At 67.0% G+C, this 19,857-nt stretch carries 14 protein-coding genes; 4 read left to right on the top strand and 10 right to left on the bottom strand.

Features of this window, described 5'->3' with window-relative positions:
- Positions 1 to 226: 226 nt before the first annotated feature.
- From LTT66_RS14620 to LTT66_RS14610, 3 genes are all read left to right on the top strand, one after another.
- Positions 227 to 3,223: a glycine--tRNA ligase gene (locus LTT66_RS14620; RefSeq protein WP_233067682.1), complete on the top strand. Its 2,997-nt coding sequence runs from the start codon at positions 227 to 229 to the stop codon at positions 3,221 to 3,223.
- 374 nt (positions 3,224 to 3,597) lie between these two features.
- Entirely contained in the window at positions 3,598 to 4,392 is a 795-nt protein-coding gene (locus LTT66_RS14615; RefSeq protein ID WP_233067680.1) for a hypothetical protein, read from the top strand.
- Entirely contained in the window at positions 4,389 to 6,674 is a 2,286-nt protein-coding gene (locus tag LTT66_RS14610) for an amino acid adenylation domain-containing protein (protein ID WP_233067677.1), read from the top strand. The genes LTT66_RS14615 and LTT66_RS14610 overlap by 4 nt, the downstream gene beginning before the upstream one ends.
- Here the strand turns inward: LTT66_RS14610 and LTT66_RS14605 are convergent.
- The 6 genes from LTT66_RS14605 to LTT66_RS14580 form a co-directional block, all read right to left on the bottom strand.
- Positions 6,661 to 7,413, bottom strand: coding sequence for a GNAT family N-acetyltransferase (locus tag LTT66_RS14605; protein ID WP_233067675.1), 753 nt, complete (start codon positions 7,411 to 7,413; stop codon positions 6,661 to 6,663). The two genes, LTT66_RS14610 and LTT66_RS14605, sit on opposite strands and share 14 nt — an antisense overlap.
- Positions 7,414 to 7,771: 358 nt before the next feature.
- Positions 7,772 to 8,977, bottom strand: a complete 1,206-nt coding sequence (locus tag LTT66_RS14600) for a DNA polymerase III subunit delta' (RefSeq protein WP_233067673.1) — start codon at positions 8,975 to 8,977, stop codon at positions 7,772 to 7,774.
- Positions 8,978 to 9,161: 184 nt separating this feature from the next.
- Positions 9,162 to 9,515, bottom strand: coding sequence for a molybdopterin dinucleotide binding domain-containing protein (locus tag LTT66_RS14595; RefSeq protein ID WP_233067670.1), 354 nt, complete (start codon positions 9,513 to 9,515; stop codon positions 9,162 to 9,164).
- Between the two features lie 402 nt (positions 9,516 to 9,917).
- Positions 9,918 to 10,424 (bottom strand): mycothiol transferase, encoded by a 507-nt coding sequence (locus LTT66_RS14590; RefSeq protein ID WP_233067668.1) that lies wholly within the window; start codon positions 10,422 to 10,424, stop codon positions 9,918 to 9,920.
- Positions 10,425 to 10,455: 31 nt separating this feature from the next.
- Positions 10,456 to 13,359: a type I DNA topoisomerase gene (gene topA, locus LTT66_RS14585; protein ID WP_233067666.1), complete on the bottom strand. Its 2,904-nt coding sequence runs from the start codon at positions 13,357 to 13,359 to the stop codon at positions 10,456 to 10,458.
- A 321-nt stretch (positions 13,360 to 13,680) separates the two neighbouring features.
- Positions 13,681 to 13,887 (bottom strand): cold-shock protein, encoded by a 207-nt coding sequence (locus tag LTT66_RS14580; RefSeq protein WP_011206895.1) that lies wholly within the window; start codon positions 13,885 to 13,887, stop codon positions 13,681 to 13,683.
- Between the two features lie 500 nt (positions 13,888 to 14,387).
- On the opposite strand from LTT66_RS14580, the gene LTT66_RS14575 reads away from it, so the two are divergent.
- A complete protein-coding gene (locus LTT66_RS14575; RefSeq protein WP_233067664.1) occupies positions 14,388 to 16,709 on the top strand; it encodes a DEAD/DEAH box helicase in 2,322 nt (773 codons plus the stop codon).
- 288 nt (positions 16,710 to 16,997) lie between these two features.
- On the opposite strand, the gene LTT66_RS14570 is transcribed toward LTT66_RS14575, so the two are convergent.
- The 4 genes from LTT66_RS14570 to LTT66_RS14555 all read right to left on the bottom strand — a co-directional run bounded on the left by LTT66_RS14570 (position 16,998) and on the right by LTT66_RS14555 (position 19,679).
- On the bottom strand, positions 16,998 to 17,327 hold the full coding sequence (locus LTT66_RS14570) for an Rv3654c family TadE-like protein (protein WP_332909684.1): 330 nt from the start codon (positions 17,325 to 17,327) through the stop codon (positions 16,998 to 17,000).
- A gap of 466 nt (positions 17,328 to 17,793) precedes the next feature.
- On the bottom strand, positions 17,794 to 18,108 hold the full coding sequence (locus tag LTT66_RS14565; protein WP_233067660.1) for a TadE family type IV pilus minor pilin: 315 nt from the start codon (positions 18,106 to 18,108) through the stop codon (positions 17,794 to 17,796).
- A 53-nt stretch (positions 18,109 to 18,161) separates the two neighbouring features.
- Positions 18,162 to 18,347 (bottom strand): DUF4244 domain-containing protein, encoded by a 186-nt coding sequence (locus LTT66_RS14560; protein ID WP_174189666.1) that lies wholly within the window; start codon positions 18,345 to 18,347, stop codon positions 18,162 to 18,164.
- A gap of 705 nt (positions 18,348 to 19,052) precedes the next feature.
- Complete coding sequence (locus LTT66_RS14555; RefSeq protein ID WP_233067657.1) at positions 19,053 to 19,679, bottom strand: type II secretion system F family protein; 627 nt, start codon at positions 19,677 to 19,679, stop codon at positions 19,053 to 19,055.
- Between the last annotated feature and the right edge of the window lie 178 nt (positions 19,680 to 19,857).

Raw genomic sequence — 19,857 nt, 5'->3', positions numbered from 1 at the left:
GGCGCCGACAGCAGCAGCACCGGTCGACCGCCGCTGGATCGCGGCCCGGCAACGAAACGACGACTGCCACCCGAGCCAAGGACTGCCATCTCGAACAGCAGAACCGACAGCCGGCTCCCGCGCGATTCCCCCAGCACAGCCAGGCTCCGACAGGCACCGCGCACGGGTTAGTATCGGCGGCATGCCCGCAGCAGCGACTCGTAACGGACCCGGTGATTCTCTCACGATGCAGGAAGCAATACTCCGCCTGCAAAATTACTGGGCCGAGATCGGTTGCGTCATTTCGCAACCGTTTAATACAGAGGTGGGAGCGGGCACGATGAATCCCGCAACGATTCTGAGCGCACTCGGACCGGAGCCATGGAAAGCGGCCTACGTCGAACCGTCGGTTCGACCCGACGACAGCCGGTACGGCGAGAATCCGAACCGTCTCCAAACTCACACACAATTCCAAGTGCTGCTGAAGCCGGAGCCCGGTAACCCACAGGAACTGTATCTCGGCTCGCTGATCGCTCTCGGGATCGATATCGACGCCCACGACATACGGTTCGTCGAGGACAATTGGGCTCAGCCGGCAATCGGCGCCTGGGGCCTTGGCTGGGAGGTGTGGCTGGACGGTCTGGAGATCACTCAGTTCACCTACTTTCAGCAGGTGGGCGGCTTGAATCTCGACCCGATCCCGGTGGAAATCACCTACGGCCTGGAACGTATCATCATGGCGATCCAGGGCGTCGATCATTTCAAGGACATCACCTATGCGCACGGCGTGACCTACGGCGAGATTTTCGGCCAATCCGAATACGAGCTTTCGCGATACTATCTGGACGAGGCAGACGTCGAATCAACACGAGCCGCCCTGGAAATATATTCCGGCGAAGCTCATCGGCTCGTCGAGCGTCGCCTCGCTGTGCCCGCCCACATCTTCGTACTGAAATCATCGCACGCCTTCAATATCCTCGACGCACGAGGGGCGATCTCGACGACAGAGCGGGCGAAATGGTTCGGAACGATGCGGACCCAGTCGCGCGCGATTGCCGAGCTCTGGGTCGAGCTCAGAGAGAGTGCGGGTTATCCACGTGGCGTTCACGTCCCGCTTCCGGAAGCCATCGCACCGAATACGACGGTCGAAACGGCCGAAGGTCGGCTTGTATTCGAGATCGCCGTCGAGGAACTGCCACCGCACTGTGTCGAGACGGCCCCCGCAGCCGTAGAGCACACGCTGACCGAACTCCTGGCGACCACCGCGTTGACGCACGGCCGGGTGCGGGTAGCTGCCACACCCCGTCGGATCGTGCTCGAGATCGATGACGTCGCCGAGCACGAAGCCGACCGGGTCGAGGTGAAACGCGGGCCCAAGGTCGCTTCCGCCTTCACGGCGGACGGCGAACCGACGCCTGCGCTGCTCGGGTTCCTGCGCGCACAGTCCGCGGAGGTCGAACATCTCACCGAAGTCGAATTCAACGGAACCGCACACGTTGCGCTGCGGGTACCGCGGCCAGGACGCCCTGCGACAGTCGTGTTGACCGAGGTGCTGTCGAAGGTCGTCGCCGGACTGCGCTCCGACAAGAATATGCGGTGGAACGACCCGGTCTTGACCTACAGTCGACCGGTCCGAGGAATGCTCGCCTTGCTCGGGGATGTTGTCCTTCCGGTCACCGCCGGCACACTTTTGGCCGGGCGCACCACCCGGGACAGCCAACGGCGCGCCCAGCCGACCATCATTGCCGTTCCACACGCGGACGAATATGCGAGGCTGTTGCGCACTGCGGGTGTGATCATCGATCGCAGTGAGCGCCGCATCGCCGTTGTTGCCGAGGCCGAGAACCTGGCGATGCAGGCAGGTGGATTTATCGACACCGACGACGAGACGGAATTACTGGACGAGATAACAGATCTCGTCGAATCCCCGATCGGCATACTCGGCCGTTTCGACCCGAAATATCTGGAACTGCCCGATCTGGTCCTCACGACCGTGATGCGTAAGCATCAGCGCTACCTGCCCGTCCGCACCGCCGCCGGCGAACTGATGCCCTTCTTCGTCACCCTGGCCGATGGTGCCTGCGATCGTGAAATCGTCAGCCACGGTAACGAGAAAGTCCTGCGTGCACGGTTCGAGGATGCCTCATTCTTCTGGCGAGCCGATCTCGAGATCCCGCCGAGCGAATTCCGGCGCCGACTGGCCGCGCTGACCTTCCACGAGCGGCTCGGCTCGGTATCGGACCGCGCGGACCGGATAGCCGGACTGGCCGCCGACCTGGCGGCCCAGGCCGACCTCTCGGACGACGACATGGTCAGCCTGCGCCGATCGAGCGCACTGGCCAAGTTCGACCTCGCGTCACAGCTGGTCGTGGAGTTCACGTCGCTGGCAGGCACCATGGCGCGCGAATACGCACGCCAAGCTGGTGAACCCGAGCAGGTGGCCGAGGCCCTGCTCGAGATGGAGCTGCCTCGCCACCAGGCGGACGTTCTGCCGCACAGCACGATCGGCAAGATACTCGCGCTCGCCGATCGCTTCGATATGCTGGTCGCCATGCTGGCGGTCGGTGCCAAGCTCACCGGAACGTCCGATCCGTACGGGCTGCGGAGGGCGGCACTGGGGATCGTGCGGATCCTGCGCGCCGCGCCGGAACTCGAGCACGTCACCTTCTCGGCAGGCGTCGAGGCCGCCGCGCGACAGCTCCGCCACCAGGGTCACAACGTCGACGCAAGGATTCGTACGGCCGCGGAGGATCTGCTGACAAGCCGCCTCGTACAACGCTTGCGCGATGAAAACGTGCCCGTTGCCTTGATTTCCGCCGTGGCGCCCGCGACAAAATCGCCGCTGCGCGCGGATCGTCTGCTAGCGGATATCGAGGAGTCCGCTGCCCAGCACGGCCGCCGATTCACCGAATTGGTCGAGGGGCTGCAACGTATCGTCCGAATCCTGCCCGCCGACCCCCCACGTTCTTACGATGTATCACTACTGACAACTCCTGCCGAGGTCGAACTCGACGCGGTCGTCACCAAGCTGATCCCACTGCGGGAGTTGCCGCTCACGGAATGGGTGCAACACACATCCGGGCTGGTCACTGCCCTGCAGAATTTCTTCGACGACGTGCTCGTCATGGCCGATCGGGACGATCTCAGGAACGCCCGAATCGGATTGCTGGCAACGGTGTTGGACAATGCTCCGCACGGAATAGATTGGAAGGCGCTTCACCAGTTCCGGACAGGTATCGAATAACCGATCCGTTGATCGGACAGGGCGCGGGCACAGCGACTGGTGCGCGCGCCCTTTCGCACTGCACCCCTGCCAACATGTTCACTCCACCACGCCACCACTGCCATTCGACTGCCATTTTTCTATCTGGCGGGCAGGTATCACATCGTCGTTGCAGGCAACCCGGCGTGACAGTCTCTTGACACGCTTCATACGCTATGTTCCACTTTCGTCGACGGAGTTGGAACCGGGGGTATTCAATAAAATTCCGACTTCACGCCGTCGATGTCCGTATTTCCCACCGGATCGAAACCCGGCCGCAGGCCGCAGCTGTTTCTGTCGATGAGAACATTCACGCGTAAGGAGTAGGTCATCGTGGCCAACAGGGGGCGATCGTCGTGAACACAGGTTCTTGGCGGCGGATCAGTGCGGGCGACCCAGAACGCGTAATACTCGCTATCGACTTCAGTTCGTCGGCCAGGCCCGAGGCCGGCTACCACCAACTGACCGAACTTCTGCGGCCCGGTCGCGAGGTCTGGCTGACCAGCCAGCCCGAAGCCGCGGAGACCGGACTGCTGCCGGTCGAGGAGTACCTGCGGTGGTGGCGCAACCGGCCGGACGGCGCGCAAGGCCACGTGATCGCTGTCACCGGTTACTGCGTGGGGGCAGTGTTCGTTCCCGCGTTGGCCGAGGCCATCGCCCGAGACCAGGGCAGCCGACCGGCGTCACTGCTCATCGACCCGGAGCACGTGGTCAATCTGAGCTTTCATCGTGACTTCAAGAAGGCTATCGACACCATGTCGACGCTGTCCGCGCAGGAGCGTGCCGATCACTGTGCGGAGGCGCTGGCGGTGTGCGAGGCAGCGGGCGACGCCGCGGAGGCGGCCACCCAGGTGGTCAAGCTGTACGAAGCCGCCGTGGGAACTGTATCCGAACGCTTGGGCTTCGACGAAGACACCGTCGAGGATGTAGTGAGCGTGTTCCGGTCGTACGTGTCCTACCTTGTCGCGGCCCGGCAACTCGATCCCGAACAGGGGTGGAGCACGAGCACGGCACTGACCTCGGCCGGGTCCGATCCCGGCGTGGTGCACGCGGCGTCCGTACAGACCTTCCCGGTCGGCACCGAGGCCATGCTGGCCGACGCGCGCGTCGTCGAGGCCGTGCACCGCTTCCTCGTGGGGTGTGGAGCATGACCATGGCCGAGATCCGCATGGAACCCGCAACCTTCGGCGAAGCCGACTGGACGGATATCGCGCTGGCTGTGCTGGTCGCCTATCAGCATCGGATGCTCCGGACCGACAGCATCACGCTGGCAACGCAGGACGCGCTGATACAGGTGCACGCCGGGTCGGCCTCGAACTTCGGTGACCTCGTCGAGCGGGTTCGCGCCTCCCGCGCGCACGCCGGCGAGAATGAGTCGGCTGCGGCGGCCGTGCACACCTGTGTCGCCTTCCGCGAACCTCCCGTCCTCGTCGAAAACCTGACGTTCGTCTTCGACGAATGCGAGGGGCGACTGGTGGTCGATGTCGTGGGCAACGCTGAGCAGCACACGCGCGAACAACTCACCGGACACGCCACGCGCATCGCTCACTTCGCGCACCGCTTGCTGGCCGTCGGGCCCAACGCGGACGTGGCGGCGGTGGAACTGCTCACCCCGGACGAGTACCACCGGATCATGCGGATCTGGAATGACACCGCCCACGAGGTCCCGGTACTGACACTGCCCGAGCTGGTGGAGGCCAACGTGGCCGCTCACCCGGACCGGCTCGCCGTCAAACATCACGACATACGCCTGACCTATGACGAGTTGAACGCGCGGGCAAACCGGATAGCCCGGTTGCTCTCGAGCGCCGGCGCAGGCTCGAACGACATCGTGGCGATGCTGCTTCCACGCTCGATCGACTATGTGGTCACCGCGTTGGCCATCGTCAAGACCGGCGCCGCCTATCTGCCGGTCGACACCGGCTACCCGGTCGAGCGCATCACCCAGGTGCTTTCCGACGCAGGGGTGTCTCACGTGGTCACCATCGATGACCTGGTGGATTCGGTGCTCATCGACGTGGAACTGGTCGTGCTGGACAACCCTGCGACCGTGGACCGTCTCGCCGAAGCCGACCCGGCCAACCTGGTCGATACCGACCGAAGGGTTCCGCTGAACCCGGATGCTCCCGCGTATGTGCTGTACACATCCGGCTCCACGGGACGCCCCAAGGGTGTCGTGGTCGCACACAAAGCCATCACCAACAGGCTGCACCATATGCAACACCAGATTCCGCTGGGGCCCGACGACCTGCTGCTACAGAAAACACCTGCCGGGTTCGATGTCACTGTGCGCGAGGTGTTCTGGCCGCTGCTGGCGGGCGCGGCCCTCGTGGTGGCGGACCCCGATGGTCACCGTGATCCGCTGTATCTGGCGGAGACGATCGTGGCCGAAGGCATCACCGTTGCCCATTTCGTGCCGTCCGGGCTCAAGATGTTCCTCCAAGAGCCGGCCGCGATCGGATGCACCAGCCTGCGCACCGTGGTGTGCGGTGGCGAGGCGCTGCCCGCGGAATTGCAAGCGTGGTTCGCCGCCGTGCTACCCGCGAACCTCTATAACGTCTACGGACCGACCGAGGCGGCGGTCGATGTCACGTCGATGCTGTGCCCCCGCGACCCGGAGCCCGGCCCGGTGCTCATCGGCCGACCGGTATGGAACACGAAGCTGTACGTACTCGACGAACAGCAACGGCTGCTGCCACCAGGCGTGATCGGTGAGCTTTACCTCGCCGGGGTGCAACTGGCAGAGGGTTACCTGGGCCGACCCGAGCTGACCGCGGACCGCTTCCTCGAGGATCCGTACGGTGAACCCGGCGACCGGATGTACCGCTCGGGCGACGCGGCTCGCTGGCGAGAAGACGGCGAGATCGAGTTCTTCGGACGACTCGACCATCAAGTGAAGATCCGAGGCTTTCGAGTCGAATTGGGGGAGATCGAATCGGTCCTACTCCGCGACGGGCAACTCAGCCAGGCGGTCTGCCTGGTACGCGAAGATACGCCGGGCGATCAGCGACTGGTGGCCTACGTAGTGTCGGCGACAGGCCGGACACCTGACGTGACCTCGCTCCGCGCCCGGGCCGAGGCGGCATTGCCTGACTACATGGTTCCCACGGCATTCGTTGTGCTGGACAAGCTTCCGCTGACCTCGAACGAGAAGTTGGATCGTACAGCACTACCCAAGCCGGACCGCGATGTCGCGCCGGAAGGTCGAGCACCGGCATCCCCCGAGGAGCAGCGCGTGGCCGAATTGTTCGCCACGGTGCTCGGCGTACACAGGGTCGGAGTCGACCAGAACTTCTTCGACCTAGGTGGGAATTCTGTCCTTGCCGGCAAGTTGATCCAGGAGGTGCACGAGAGCTGCGGCGTTCGGCTACGGATCAAGCACATCCTGGAGAACCCGAGCGTGCAGGCACTCGCCGCGCTTATCCACGCGTGATCGATTCAACCTCGTCGCCGGTCTCTAGGCGGACACTCATCTGTATGCCGAGTTCGTGGAAGCCAAGGGCAGATGCGACCCGCAGAGACTGTGGCGTTCGGGCTCGCCACTGTGGGGTCAGACCATCTGCCAAAGCATGGCTTACGGCAGCGCCGGCAGTCAGCCGAGCCAAGCCGTTGCCCCGGTAATCGGGCGCTGTCAGGACGGATATATGCGCTGTGTGTTTCGGCCAGGCCCGGTATCCGGCTGCGGATACGATCCGCTCGCCTGAGCGCACTGTGAATGCGGCCGAGGTGATCTCGTTCAGTCCACTCTCGGCCGTATCAGCCGCACCGGCCGAAACCGTCAGCTCATTCAGCGTCGAATCCTCAGGAGGTGCGCACTCGATCATCGATGCATCTACCGATGCGGGATGAAAGAGTTCTTCGTCGGTATAGGCCAACACCGCAGGACCGAGAACGTCGGCAACGGGCAGGACCTCTCCGAGTCGTTCCGCAACGGCCACCTCCACAACCGAGAACCGCGCGGTGGCAGTCTGAATGATCTCTGCCGCAACAGGGCTGGGCGCCGTTACGATCGCCGAACCTTGCAAGATCACGACACCGGCCCATCCCGGAGGGCACATCTGCGACTCGGGTGACACCACCACGTCGATACAGCCCGGCGAGAAAGAAACCGGAACTCTCGCAAGCCCTTCCCACAGCCCGCGAGCATGAGCCAGTAGCGTCTCAATCGACATCGGACCCTTTCCCGAGAATTGCCACCGAGACAGCTTGCACTACGAAGCAGATCCGTCTTATCGGCGATGCGGCCCGTAAATAGGCAGTGCGCCGCACACAGCACGCAGTCGCCGAGACCGCCGGGCTTCCGCAGCCGACTCGGCGCAGTCGCCGACACCGTGCTGAATAGCGGAAGACCAGCCCGGGCCGTGGAGAGGTTACCTCAACAGCAGGCACGGACGCCTTTGCACGGCGGCGCATCGGCCCTGAAGCCGTCCACAATGCCCACGGGCTCTATCAACACCCCGTCCACGTGCCGATCCCACTAGGTGGAGGACAGGGAACTGTCGGTCGATCCGCGATAGCTCATGAGCTCGGTCATTGGGCGCGGACCGCGATGAGGGCGGCGGTCATGGCGGCGAGGGCGAAACGAGGTTTGACGTTCAGGTCGAGGGCTTCGCGGCAGGCGAGGACGGCCTCGATGGATTTCAGCAGGCCCTCGGGGCGCACCCGCTCGGCCAGATCGTAGATCTCGTCGGACAGGTCCGGGTGGGTGAGCGCGATGCCGGAGCCGAGGCGGGTAGCGCCGAATCGGACGGCCAGCGCGTCCCGGTAGACGCCGGCCACGTCGATGAGGGCGCGATCGAGCGCGTCGCGGCCGGTACGGGTCGCGCGCGATTTCTGCCGCCGCTCCAGATCTTTGAGAACGCCGGCGGAGCCGCGGGTGGCGCTCGCCGCGCCCTTGCCGGTGCCGCCCGCGCCCAGCGCGGTGGCCAGTTCCGCACGCTCGCGTTCGTCGCGGGACGCGCTCATCTGCTTGGCCTCGTCGTCGGCCGCGCGTACCAGTTCGTCGGCGGCGGCGTAGGCCGCACCCGGTTTTCCGGACGCCGTGACCAACGCCAGCGCGCGCCGACGGCGGGCTCGCGCCTCCTCGTCGGTGGCGAGCCTGCGGGCACGGCCCACGTGCCCGCCGCTGATCGAAGCGGCCCAGTTCGCAGTCTTCTCGTCGAGCTGGTCGCGTTCCCGCAGCACCCGCGCGATGGCGGGCACCGAAGGCGTCACCAGATGCACATGCCGACAGCGCGAGCGCAGCGTGATCGAGATGTCCTCCGGATCCACCGAGGGCGCGCAGAGCAGGAACACCGTCCGGTCCGGCGGCTCCTCGACGACCTTGAGCAGCACGTTGCCCGCCGCCTCGGTCAACCGGTCGGCATCCTCGATGACCACCACCTGCCAGCGCCCCGTACTCGGCCTGCGCGAGGCCACCTGCACGATCTCGCGCATCTCCTTGGTGCTGATGCTCAGCCCCTCGGGCACCACCCGGCGAACGTCGCCATGAGTGCCCGCCATGGTCGTGGTGCAGGCGTGACAGCTGCCGCAGCCGGGTATTTCCGAGTCGGTGCACTGCAATGCCGCCGCGAAGCACAGCGCCGCAACGGATCTGCCCGACCCCGGCGGCCCGGTGAACAACCAGGAATGCGTCATCGCGCCGTCGACCGTGCCCCCGCGCGCCGCGACGGCGGCGGCAGTCAGCTCGGACTCGACCGCCTCCTGGCCGACCAACCGATCGAAGACACCCGCCACGCCGTACACCCTAGCCGCCCCTCCCGACAGAACCCGGCCGGTCTCGGACACCACGCCCGCCACCCGCCGACGCGCCCACGCACACCTGGCTCGACCACACCGCCCGGCTCTGCCGCGCACACCCGGCTCTGCCGGACATCATCCGGCTCCGCCGCATATCCCACTCAGCGTCACACCATCTGGCTCAGCCGCGCCGTCGCCGAAGCCCTCGGCCACGAGGTCGTGTCATGACCGAATCAACCAAACCGAACGCGTCGCGGGTGGATCCGATCGTCCAAGCCGCGCCGCACGTCCGACTCGGCCGCGCACCACCCAGGCTCAGCCACACACCACCCGGCTCAACCGCGCAGATCCGGCTCAGCTGCGCATTACGTGACAACCGAGCGTTACCCGGGCTCAGCCGCACGCCGCCCAGCTCCGCCGCGCACCACCCGGCCTGCCGCACCTCCAACGGCGCCACGATCGACCCGGTCCGGGAACGCACCGTCACCGGCTCACCCTCCCGCAATTCCCGCGCCGCCGCATCGTCCGGATGCATCAGCGCGGTGCAACGATCGCGCCCCGGCTCAACCGCGCATTACCCGGGCTCGGCCGCGCGACCGCCGCGCACAACCCGGGCTCAGCCGCACGACGCCCGGCCGCGCCGCGCACACCCGGCTCAGTCGCATCCCCGGCTCAACCGCACGACGCCCGGCTCAGCCGCGCACACCCGACTCAGCCGCACCCCGGCTGAGCCACACACCACCCAGCTCCACTGGACACACCCCGCCTCGGCCGCACAGCTATGCCGGACCGCCGCGATCTCGACGGTCCACGGCGCCGCTTGCCGCAGCTGGCGTGACTAGGAGGCACGCTGTGCTGTTCGCGCCGCCCAGCGCCTTACGGATGCCGGACCGCTGCGATTCTCGGCACCCACGGCGCCACTCACCCGGGTTCGTGACTAGGAGGCGCGCTGCGCTGTGCTGTTCGCCCCGTCCAGCGCCTCGCGGATGATGTCGGCGTGGCCCGAGTGGTGCGCGATCTCCCGCAGAATGTGCAGCACCGTGTAGCGCACCGACTGCCAGATCCGCTCCGGAGTCCACGGCGCCGTCGGCGTCGGGATCGAGCTGTCGAGGCTGTCCACCGAACGGATCAACTCCGCCGTCGCCGCGGCGACCTCGTCCCAGGTGGCCAGCAGACCGGCGACGGTTTCCTCGGCGGCCATCACGTACTCGCCGCCGAACTTCGAGAGATCCAGTTCCGCGTTCTCGTCCCGCTGCACGATCACCGAGGTCCAGTGCCGTTCGCAGCTGACCAGGTGGTGCAGCAGACCGCCGAGGGTCAGCTCGCTCACCGTGGTCCGCTTCCGCGCCTGCTCATCGTCGACGCCACGCAGGGTGATGCGAAAAAGCGCGCGCTGGTCGGCGAGCATCGCGATCAGATCCTCGCGTTCCTGTTCTGTACTCATGGCGCTCAGGCTACGGCCACGAGCCGAGAACTCACGACTTCCCGACGCCGCTCTTCTTTGCTGTCGCCTTCTGCGCCGCGGTCTTCTTCGCCACCGTCTTCGTGGTGGTCGTTGCCTTCTTCGCGGCCGTCTTCTTGGCCGCGGTCTTCTTGGCGGGCGCCTTCTTCGCGGCGGTCTTCTTGGCCGCCTTCTTCACCGGTCCGCGCGCCCGACGGTCGGCGAGCAGTTCCATGGCCCGTTCGGGAGTGATCGACTCGATCTCGTCGCCCTTGCGCAAGGTCGCGTTGGTCTCGCCATCGGTGACATATGGGCCGAAGCGGCCGTCCTTGATCACCATGGGCTTGCCGGTGGCCGAGTCGTCGCCGAGCTCACGCAGCGGGGCGGCGCTCGAAGCCTGCCGTCCACGGCGCTTGGGCTCCGCGTAGATCTTCAGCGCCTCCTCCAGCGTCACCGTGAAGATCTGGTCCTCGGTGTTCAGCGACCGCGAGTCGGTGCCCTTCTTCAGGTAGGGCCCGTACCGCCCGTTCTGCGCGGTGATCTCCTCACCGCTGGCCGGGTCGGCGCCGACCACGCGCGGCAGCGACAGCAGCTTCAGCGCGTCCTCGAGCGTGATGGTGGACAGGTCCATGGACTTGAAGAGCGAACCGGTGCGCGGCTTGGGCGCCGCGGCTTTCTTCGCGGTCTTCTTGGCGGGTTCCTGCCCCGCGGCGACCGGCGGTTCGGGCAGGATCTCGGTGACGTACGGACCGAAACGCCCTTCCTTGGCGACGATCTCGTGCCCCGACTCGGGGTCCACGCCGAGCGATCGCCCTTCCTGCGGCGTCGCGAACAGCTTCTCGGCGACCTCGGGGGTCAGCTCGTCCGGCGGCAGGTCGTCGGGCAGGTTGGCCCGCTGCGACACCGGTTTGCCCTCGGGGTCATCGGGATCCGCGACCATCCGCTCCAGGTACGGCCCGTACTTGCCCACCCGGACGACGACGTCGCGTCCGGCGGAATCGCTGAACAGCTTGATGGAGTTGATTTCTCGCGCGTCGATGTCGTCGAGCCGCTCCCCGACCATCTTCTTCAGACCGCCGGACCGCGCGACCGAGCCTTCCACGCCGTGGTCGCCGCCGAAGTAGAAGCTGGACAACCAGTTTCCGCGCTGCTCGCGCCCACCCGCGATGGCGTCGAGGTCGTCCTCCATGGCGGCGGTGAAGTCGAAATCGACCAGGCGGCCGAAATGTTCTTCCAGCAGGCCGATCACGGCGAACGCCACCCACGACGGCACCAGCGCGCTGCCGCGCTTGTAGACGTAGCCGCGATCGAGGATCGTCTTGATGATCGACGAATACGTCGACGGACGGCCGATGCCGAGCTCTTCGAGCGTCTTGATCAGCGACGCCTCGGTGTAGCGCGCGGGCGGGTTGGTGCTGTGCCCGTCGGGGTTCAGCTCGACCGCGGTGACCGCTTGGCCTTCCTCCAGCGCGGGCAGCCTGGACTCGGCGTCGTCGGACTGGCCGCCGGCCTCCTCGTCGACGCTCTCCACGTAGGCCTTCAGGAAACCGGGGAACGTGATGGTGCGGCCGGAGGCGGAGAACACGCACTCCTCGCCGGTGCCCGCGACACCGGTGATGCGCAGCGTCAGCGTGGTGCCCCTGGCATCGGCCATCTGGGAGGCGACGGTCCGCTGCCAGATGAGTTCGTAGAGCCGGAACTCGTCGTTGTCCAGGCGCGCGTGCAGCTGACCCGGCGTGGCGAAAGTGTCGCCCGCCGGGCGGATCGCCTCGTGTGCCTCCTGCGCGTTCTTCACCTTGCGGTTGTACTGGCGCGCGGTCGGGTGCACGAACTCGGCGCCGTAGAGCTGAGTCGCCTGCGCTCTGGCCGCGGCGATGGCCGACTCCGACAGCGTGGTCGAGTCGGTACGCATGTAGGTGATGTAGCCGTTCTCGTACAGACGCTGCGCGACCCGCATGGTCCGCTCGGAGGTGAAACGGAGTTTGCGCCCCGCCTCCTGCTGCAGCGTCGATGTTATGAACGGCGGATACGGCTTGCGGGTGTACGGCTTGGCCTCCGCCGAGGAGACCACCAGGTCGGCGCCGTCCAGCGCCTCCGCCAGCCGCCGTGCGTAGCCTTCGTCCAATACGACGACACCGCTGACCGACTTCAGCTGCCCGTCCGATCCGAAGTCACGTCCGGTGGCGACCCGCGCCCCGTCGACGGTAACCAGCCGAGCACCGAAAGTCCTCGGGTTGGTGGCGTCGGTTCCCTCCCCGTTACCCGCGTCCAGCTTGGCGGCGATGTCCCAGTACTCGGCGGAACGGAACGCCATCCGCTCGCGCTCCCGCTGCACGATCACCCGGGTGGCCACCGACTGCACGCGGCCGGCCGACAGCCGCGGCATGACCTTCTTCCACAGCACCGGGCTGACCTCGTAGCCGTAGAGCCGATCCAGGATGCGGCGGGTCTCCTGCGCGTCGACCAGATCGTTGTCGAGATCGCGGGTGTCCGCGGCCGCGGCCTGGATGGCCGGTTCGGTGATCTCGTGGAACACCATCCGCCGGACCGGCACCTTGGGTTTGAGCGTCTCCAGCAGGTGCCAGGCGATCGCCTCGCCCTCGCGGTCGGGGTCGGTGGCCAGATAGAGCTCGTCGGCGTCCTTCAGCAGGCTCTTGAGCTCGGTGACCTTGGCCTTCTTGTCCGGGCTCACGACATAGATGGGTTCGAAATCGTTGTCCACGTCGACACCGAGCCGCGCCCAGGACTGGCCCTTGTACTTGGCCGGGACGTCCGCCGCACCCCGCGGCAGATCCCGGATATGGCCGACCGACGCCTCGACCGTGTAGTTACGACCGAGGTACGGCGCGATCTTGCGGGCCTTGGTCGGGGACTCGACGATCACGAGACGACGCAGGGCACGGCCCTGGTCGGCTGCACCGCGGTCTCGTGTTGCCACCGGCGAATACACCTTTCCTGATCGACCCGCGCTGCGTTGTTTCCCGCTGTGCGCGGCTGGGGTAAGCGGCTGCGACGGCTGAACGTCGCACCAGACACGTTTATACCGTGACGCCGCGTGTGGTCGAGTGCTTGCGACTCGAACCACTGAGCGTACGCGCGTCAGTTCGAATCAGTATGCCTTGTCTTTTCGCCACACTTGCGCCGCGGCGTCCTCAGCGGGCCGTTCCGCCGCCGCACGCGGGCCGTGACTACCCCAGATATAGCTCGTCCCCCACCCCGTTGCCGGTGGTGAGGGACGCGCTGTGGATCCCTGCGCCGCTCAGCTGAGCGCACGCACTCCGGTGGCCTGCGGGCCCTTGGTGCCCTGGCCGACCTCGAACTCGACCTTCTGGTTCTCCTCGAGGGTGCGGAAACCCGAACCCTGGATCTCGGAGTAGTGGACGAAGACGTCAGCGGAGCCGTCCTCCGGCGCGATGAAGCCGAACCCCTTCTCCGCGTTGAACCACTTCACAGTTCCCTGTGCCATTCTGTTCCTTCTCTTTTCTTACCGGAACGGCGGACAACTGGGTTCGTCCACCGGGTCCGTTCCGACCGCTGTACTGTTGGTTCCCCCTGCAAGGAAAGCACCAAGCACACCGTTCGCAACATCGATCCTGCTGACGGTTTGGACTTTGGATCCGTCCCTCGAACACAGAAGCTTGCGACCAGGAACCAGTGAACCATGTCTTCGGGCAATTCAACAGTCGAGTTACCGACAATTTGCAAAAAAGTTGATCTTGCGAATGCGCAGGTGAGGGACACAATGGTGGAATCCAGACTTGTGGTTCGTTTGCTCGCTGATAACAGAGTCGACGTTCAGCAAAGAAGCTGTGACCCAGGTCGCTATTGGGTAACGAAATGGCAGGTAGGGCTTCCCGGACACACACGTTTCACACTTCCCGAGCGTGTTGCGGGGTTCGCCTCGTGAATCCGGCGGACTCAGCGCTGCGCGCGCAGCCTCGAACCGGCCTCAGCTACGGGACATCGTTGCTGAATCGTGTCCTAGCCGGCGGACCGGCTGGCGACCCCCGGCTGACCCATGTGGTCGAGCTGCCCGCACGGGCCGCCGATCGCTCCGACTGGCCCGCCTGGGCATCGCCGGAAGTGATTGCGGCATTACGCGACACCGGCATCGACCAGCCCTGGCGCCACCAAGTGGAGACGGCGGATTCGGCGTTCCACGACCGGCACGTGGTGGTGAGCACCGGGACGGCCTCGGGCAAATCGCTCGGATACCAGTTGCCGGTACTCACGGCGCTGCAAGCGGATCCGAAGGCCACCGCGCTGTATTTGTCGCCGACGAAGGCGCTCGGCGCCGATCAGCTGCGCGCGGTCGGCGCGCTGACCCACGAAGGTCCCCTGCGTGATGTCCATCCGGCCACCTATGACGGCGATACCCCGGCCGAGATCCGCCAGTGGGTACGCGCGAACGCGCGCTGGGTTTTCACCAACCCCGACATGCTTCACCTGGGCATACTGCGGTCACACCAGCGCTGGGCGCGCGTGCTGCGCAAGCTGCGCTACGTGGTGGTCGACGAATGCCACGCCTATCGCGGTGTTTTCGGCTCGCACGTCGCGCTGGTGCTGCGCAGGCTGCGGCGGATCGCCGCACGATACGGCGCGGATCCCGTGTTCGTGCTCTGCTCGGCGACATCGGCCGAGCCGGCGGCGGCCGCGTCGCGTCTGATCGGCGCGCCGTGCGTGGCGGTCACCCGAGACGGATCACCGCAGGGCCCACGCACGGTCGCGCTCTGGGAACCACCCCTGCTCACTGCGATGACCGGCGAAAACGGCGCACCGGTGCGCAGGGCGGCCACCGCGGAAGCGGCGCGGATCATGGCGGATCTGGTAGGCGAAGGGGCGCGGACCTTGACTTTCGTCCGGTCACGCCGGGCCGCGGAGCTGACCGCGATGGAAGCCAAAAGGCTGTTGGCCGAGGTGGACCCCGACTTGGCCGCGCGCGTGGCGTCCTATCGGGCGGGATATCTCGCGGAGGATCGGCGCGATCTGGAAGCGGCGTTGTCGGACGGATCGCTACTGGGCGCGGCGACGACCAACGCGCTGGAGCTCGGCGTGGATATCGCAGGGCTGGATGCCGTGGTCATCTCCGGTTTTCCCGGGACGGTGGCCTCGTTCTGGCAGCAAGCCGGGCGGGCGGGGCGACGCACCCAGGGATCACTGGTCCTGCTCGTGGCGCGGGACGATCCGTTGGACACCTACCTGGTCCACCACCCCGAAGCGCTACTGGACAAGCCGGTCGAGGCCGCCATCACCGATCCACGAAATCCCTATGTGCTGGGGCCGCAACTACTCTGCGCCGCGCTCGAGCTTCCGCTCACCGATGCCGAGGTGGACGAGTTCGGCGCCCGCGAGGTACTCGGCGATCTATCCGCGAAAGGGCTGATCAGGCGTCGTGGAGCCGAAGACCGTGCGCGCTGGTACGTGACCGCGGAGACCCAGCCGCACGATGCGGTCGACGTCCGGGGCGGGATCGGCGCTCCGGTGGCCATCGTGGACGGCGAGACCGGCAGGCTGCTCGGCACCGCCGACGCGGGGCGGGCCCGGGCGACGCTGCACCAGGGCGCCGTTCACCTCCATCAGGGCGAGACCTACGTGGTCGACGAGCTGGATCTCGAGGACGGCGTGGCCTTCGTGCACGCCGCCGAGCCCGGGTGGACCACCAACGCACGCCAGGTGACCTCGATCGCCGTCGACGCGGTGACCGAGCACCGCGCCCACGGTCACGTGACGGCTGGGCTGGCACAGGTGCGGGTCACCAGCCAAGTAATCGGCTACCTGCGCACGCTGGTCACCGGCGAAGTGCTCGACCTGGTCGAACTGGATCTGCCACCGCAGACGCTGCCCACCCGGGCGGTCATGTACACGGTGACACCGGAGTTGTTGGCCCTGGCCGGTATCGAACCCCAGGACGTCCCCGGAGCCCTGCACGCGGCCGAGCACGCGGCGATCGGGCTGTTGCCGCTGGTGGCGACCTGCGACCGCTGGGACATCGGCGGTGTTTCCACCGCCGAACATCCCGACACCGGGCTGCCCACCGTCTTCGTCTACGACGGCCAAGCCGGCGGCGCGGGTTTCGCCGAGCGCGGGTTCGCCCAGCTACGCCAGTGGCTTTCGGCAACGCGGCTGGCCATCGAGTCATGCGGCTGCGCGGCAGGCTGCCCGTCCTGCGTCCAGTCGCCCAAGTGCGGCAACGGCAACCACCCGCTGGACAAGGTGGCGGCGGCACGCCTGCTCACCGCAGTCCTGGCCGAACTGCCGGCCGATGAGGACACCTCGCTCGGTTCGTGACAGCGCGGAGCCTGGCCCGTGACCGGTTGTCGACCTTGCCAGCGAACATGCCGGCGGCGTTGGGACACGTCCCAGTGGAATGGCACTGCTTCACCCCGGCGGAATAAAAAGGAATAGATTCATGTTAACTAGACTATTGCCACCGCCTCCATTGCGGACATGCGCATCCATTCGTTTTTGATATCCGGACTCCGGCGGGGAATTCCCCGAGCCCCATTTAACCGGCCAGTAGTATTACCGATTTCCGCTACCGGAAGCGACGTAAGAGCGGGTGTGTATCGAACTCCGTCACTCTTCAACCGGTCCGGCTCGGGCGCTCGCCCGAACGACGCGATCGCCATACAGACCTATTGGTACATTCCTTTCCACAGTCACCGTGACATCCCACTCCGTTGCGCCGCACGCGCGGATTCGTGTGCCCATCCGCCGCGCCAGCTCTTCGGCCTCGTCGCATGCGGGATCGACTCCTTCGACCAATGCGCCCGCCGCGGCGAGGGCCGCCAGATCCGCGGCTGCCTGCGCTCGATGTCGCGCCACCACCACGAAGCCCACCTGTGCGATCAGGAGCGTCGCCCCGATCAATGCCACGAGCGCGAGACACCCGAAAACGGTCGCCAACCCGTCCTCAGAGCACACCCGCCGACCGCCGCACACCGTTCGGTCACCGATCTCGGCCCCAGGGCGGTGGCTCGGGCCTCCCACGTCACTGCGCACGGCCCGACGCTGACGCCGGGAGAGCCCGTTCCGGCGGCATCGGTCGCCGATTTCGGCCTCGTTGAGGTCGCTCGGGTCTCTCACGTCACACCCCCGACCTGCCCCGCACCAGGGGACACCGCTCATCGGACTCCGATCTGGCCTCGCTGCGGTCGCTCGGGCTCCTCACGTCCCAACCCACGACTCGACGCTGACGCCAGGAGGCGCCGGACCGGCGGCATCGGTCGATGCTCTCGGCCTCAGTACGGGTGCCCTCAGTACGGGTGCTGGGGCCTCTCACGTCACACCGCCACCGACGCTGACGCCGAGACAACCCGGCCGGCGGCCTCGTTGGACCCTCGACTCACAGCCCCGACCGTCGGCGCCGCCTTCACTTCGAAGCCCCAGGTTCGAGGGCTGCGACCGCTTCCGCGCGGAGGGTGAGCAAGGGAAGTAGCGGTGTTCGGGCGGAAACCACGGCTATGGCACGGGTGCCCTCGGTGCGGAGCGTGATGTCGGCCGACGGTGGCGCGATGCGCTCCGCCGCGGGGAGGGCGTTCGCATGATCGCCCCGTGCGGCCAGGCGGGCCGCCTCACGGGCGGCGTCTACACAGCGGACCTGTGTAGACGCCGCCAGCAGAGCACCGAGACAGAGCACGACGGTGGCGACGACCGCGGTGAGTGCGAGCGCGGCCTCGACCGTCACCGCGCCCCGATCGTCGCCCAGTCCCGGCGCGGCAGGACACCGTCGCGCCTCGGCTACACCGACGTGTTGAGCGCCCGATCGATGATCTTCGTCAGCGCGTTCACAATGCTGTCGCCCGTCACCACGCCGTAGAGCACGGCACCGAACGCCGCCGCCGCGATCGTGCCGATCGCGTACTCCGCCGTGCTCATGCCGTCCTCCGCGACCACAGCCCGCAGCACTCGCGCACGCAGACCCATATATACAGCCCTCAGCCTTCGGCCCACGGACCTCGCGACCCCCTCGATACGCACCCGATTCCTCCTTTCCGGCCCGTGCGGCCGATCCGCACGGGCACGCTTCCTCCGGTGCAGTGCGCGGCGGCACCGGACACCACCGTCCCGGCCTCCCCTGGCCACCGCCCACGTCCCGCTCCGAGCGGGGGCGAACCGCAACCGCCTGCCCGTCGACAGGAGCACCCGGAGGCGCGAGGCAGCACCCGCAGAACGCCTGCGATGACACAACGCGCAGCGCGGGCACCGGAACCTCGAAGACTCCGGACACCGCCGGACTGCCGGACCGTAGGCAGGCAGACCAGATGTGCGGCGCAGTCCCCGACGTATGCCGGCAGCAGCGGCGAGCATGGAGGCGGCCGCCCACCGGATCCAGCCCGGTGGACAACGAGGTGCCGCCACCCGACCGTGCATCGCCCGCCGCAGCTCGATGAGGCATCAGGAGATCGGCGACGAACCGGTGAGGCTGCTGGCTGCCGGCCACGAAACCACCACGACCACCCTCGCGTGAGAGCTGAGACATAGGGACGAGCGCATGTCGCCCTTGCCTGCGCGCACTGCGAGGCACCCACACGTCTCGGTACACAGCAGCCCACCGGACCGGTGCGAGCCCCCCGCATGCACGCTGTCGGGCCCGCACCGTATGCGGCAAAGCCACACCGTGAACTGCGGCTACAGGAGACCGCCGTCGAGGACTCGGCCCGCCAAGCCGATGACAACCGGGACGATGCCGAGGCAGACGAAGGCAGGAAGGAAACACAACCCCAGGGGGCCGCCGATCAAGACGCCTGCCCGCTCCGCCTTCGCGGCTGCCGAGTCTTCGACCGCCGACCGACGCTGCTCGGCCAGCTCCGTGACCGCAGCAGCCAAGGACGATCCGGACCGCGCAGAACGGCGTGCCATCCGGGCCAGTGACTCGATCTCCTCGGTTCCGGGACGCGCGTTCGAATCCCGGGCGACCTGTTCCCAGGCCGTGGCCGCGTCGGTGCCCAAGGCGAGCGAGTCCGCTGCCCGGCGCAGAGCTTCGCCGACTGATTCCGGGGCTTCCGGCGCCACGGCCCGCGCCGCGGCGGCCATGGGAAGCCCGGCGCGCAGGCAGGCGGCCAGCAGGTCGAGAACCGAGGCGACAGCCAGTGCATCGGCCGCCCGCTTCCTGCGGCGCGACGACGCGGCCGGTCCGCGGGGGTGTGTTCCGCGGAGGGCATGCAGCCGTCGGCGCACGGCCACCCGTCCCGGCAGCAGCGCTAATGCGGTCGCCACCAACAGCAATGGCAGTGCCGTCTCCTGGGTGAGCGCCATCGTCAGCCTTCCTCACAGATCCTGTTGCGCGAGAGCCACCTGCACGGACCGTCGCCAGGCCGCGCGCGGCGGCACCGGCCACGGCTGCGACGACAACAGCCGCTCGGACTGGCATTCCGAGCCTCAACTCCTCGCCCATCGGCCATGCCCTCGAACGCGGCGACTGCTGCCGGATATT

It is taken from the genome of Nocardia gipuzkoensis, assembly GCF_021183645.1.
GTDB classification, from domain to species: Bacteria; Actinomycetota; Actinomycetes; order Mycobacteriales; family Mycobacteriaceae; genus Nocardia; species Nocardia abscessus.
Note: the sequence above shows the minus strand (reverse complement) of the source record. Positions and strands in the feature narration are given on the sequence as shown.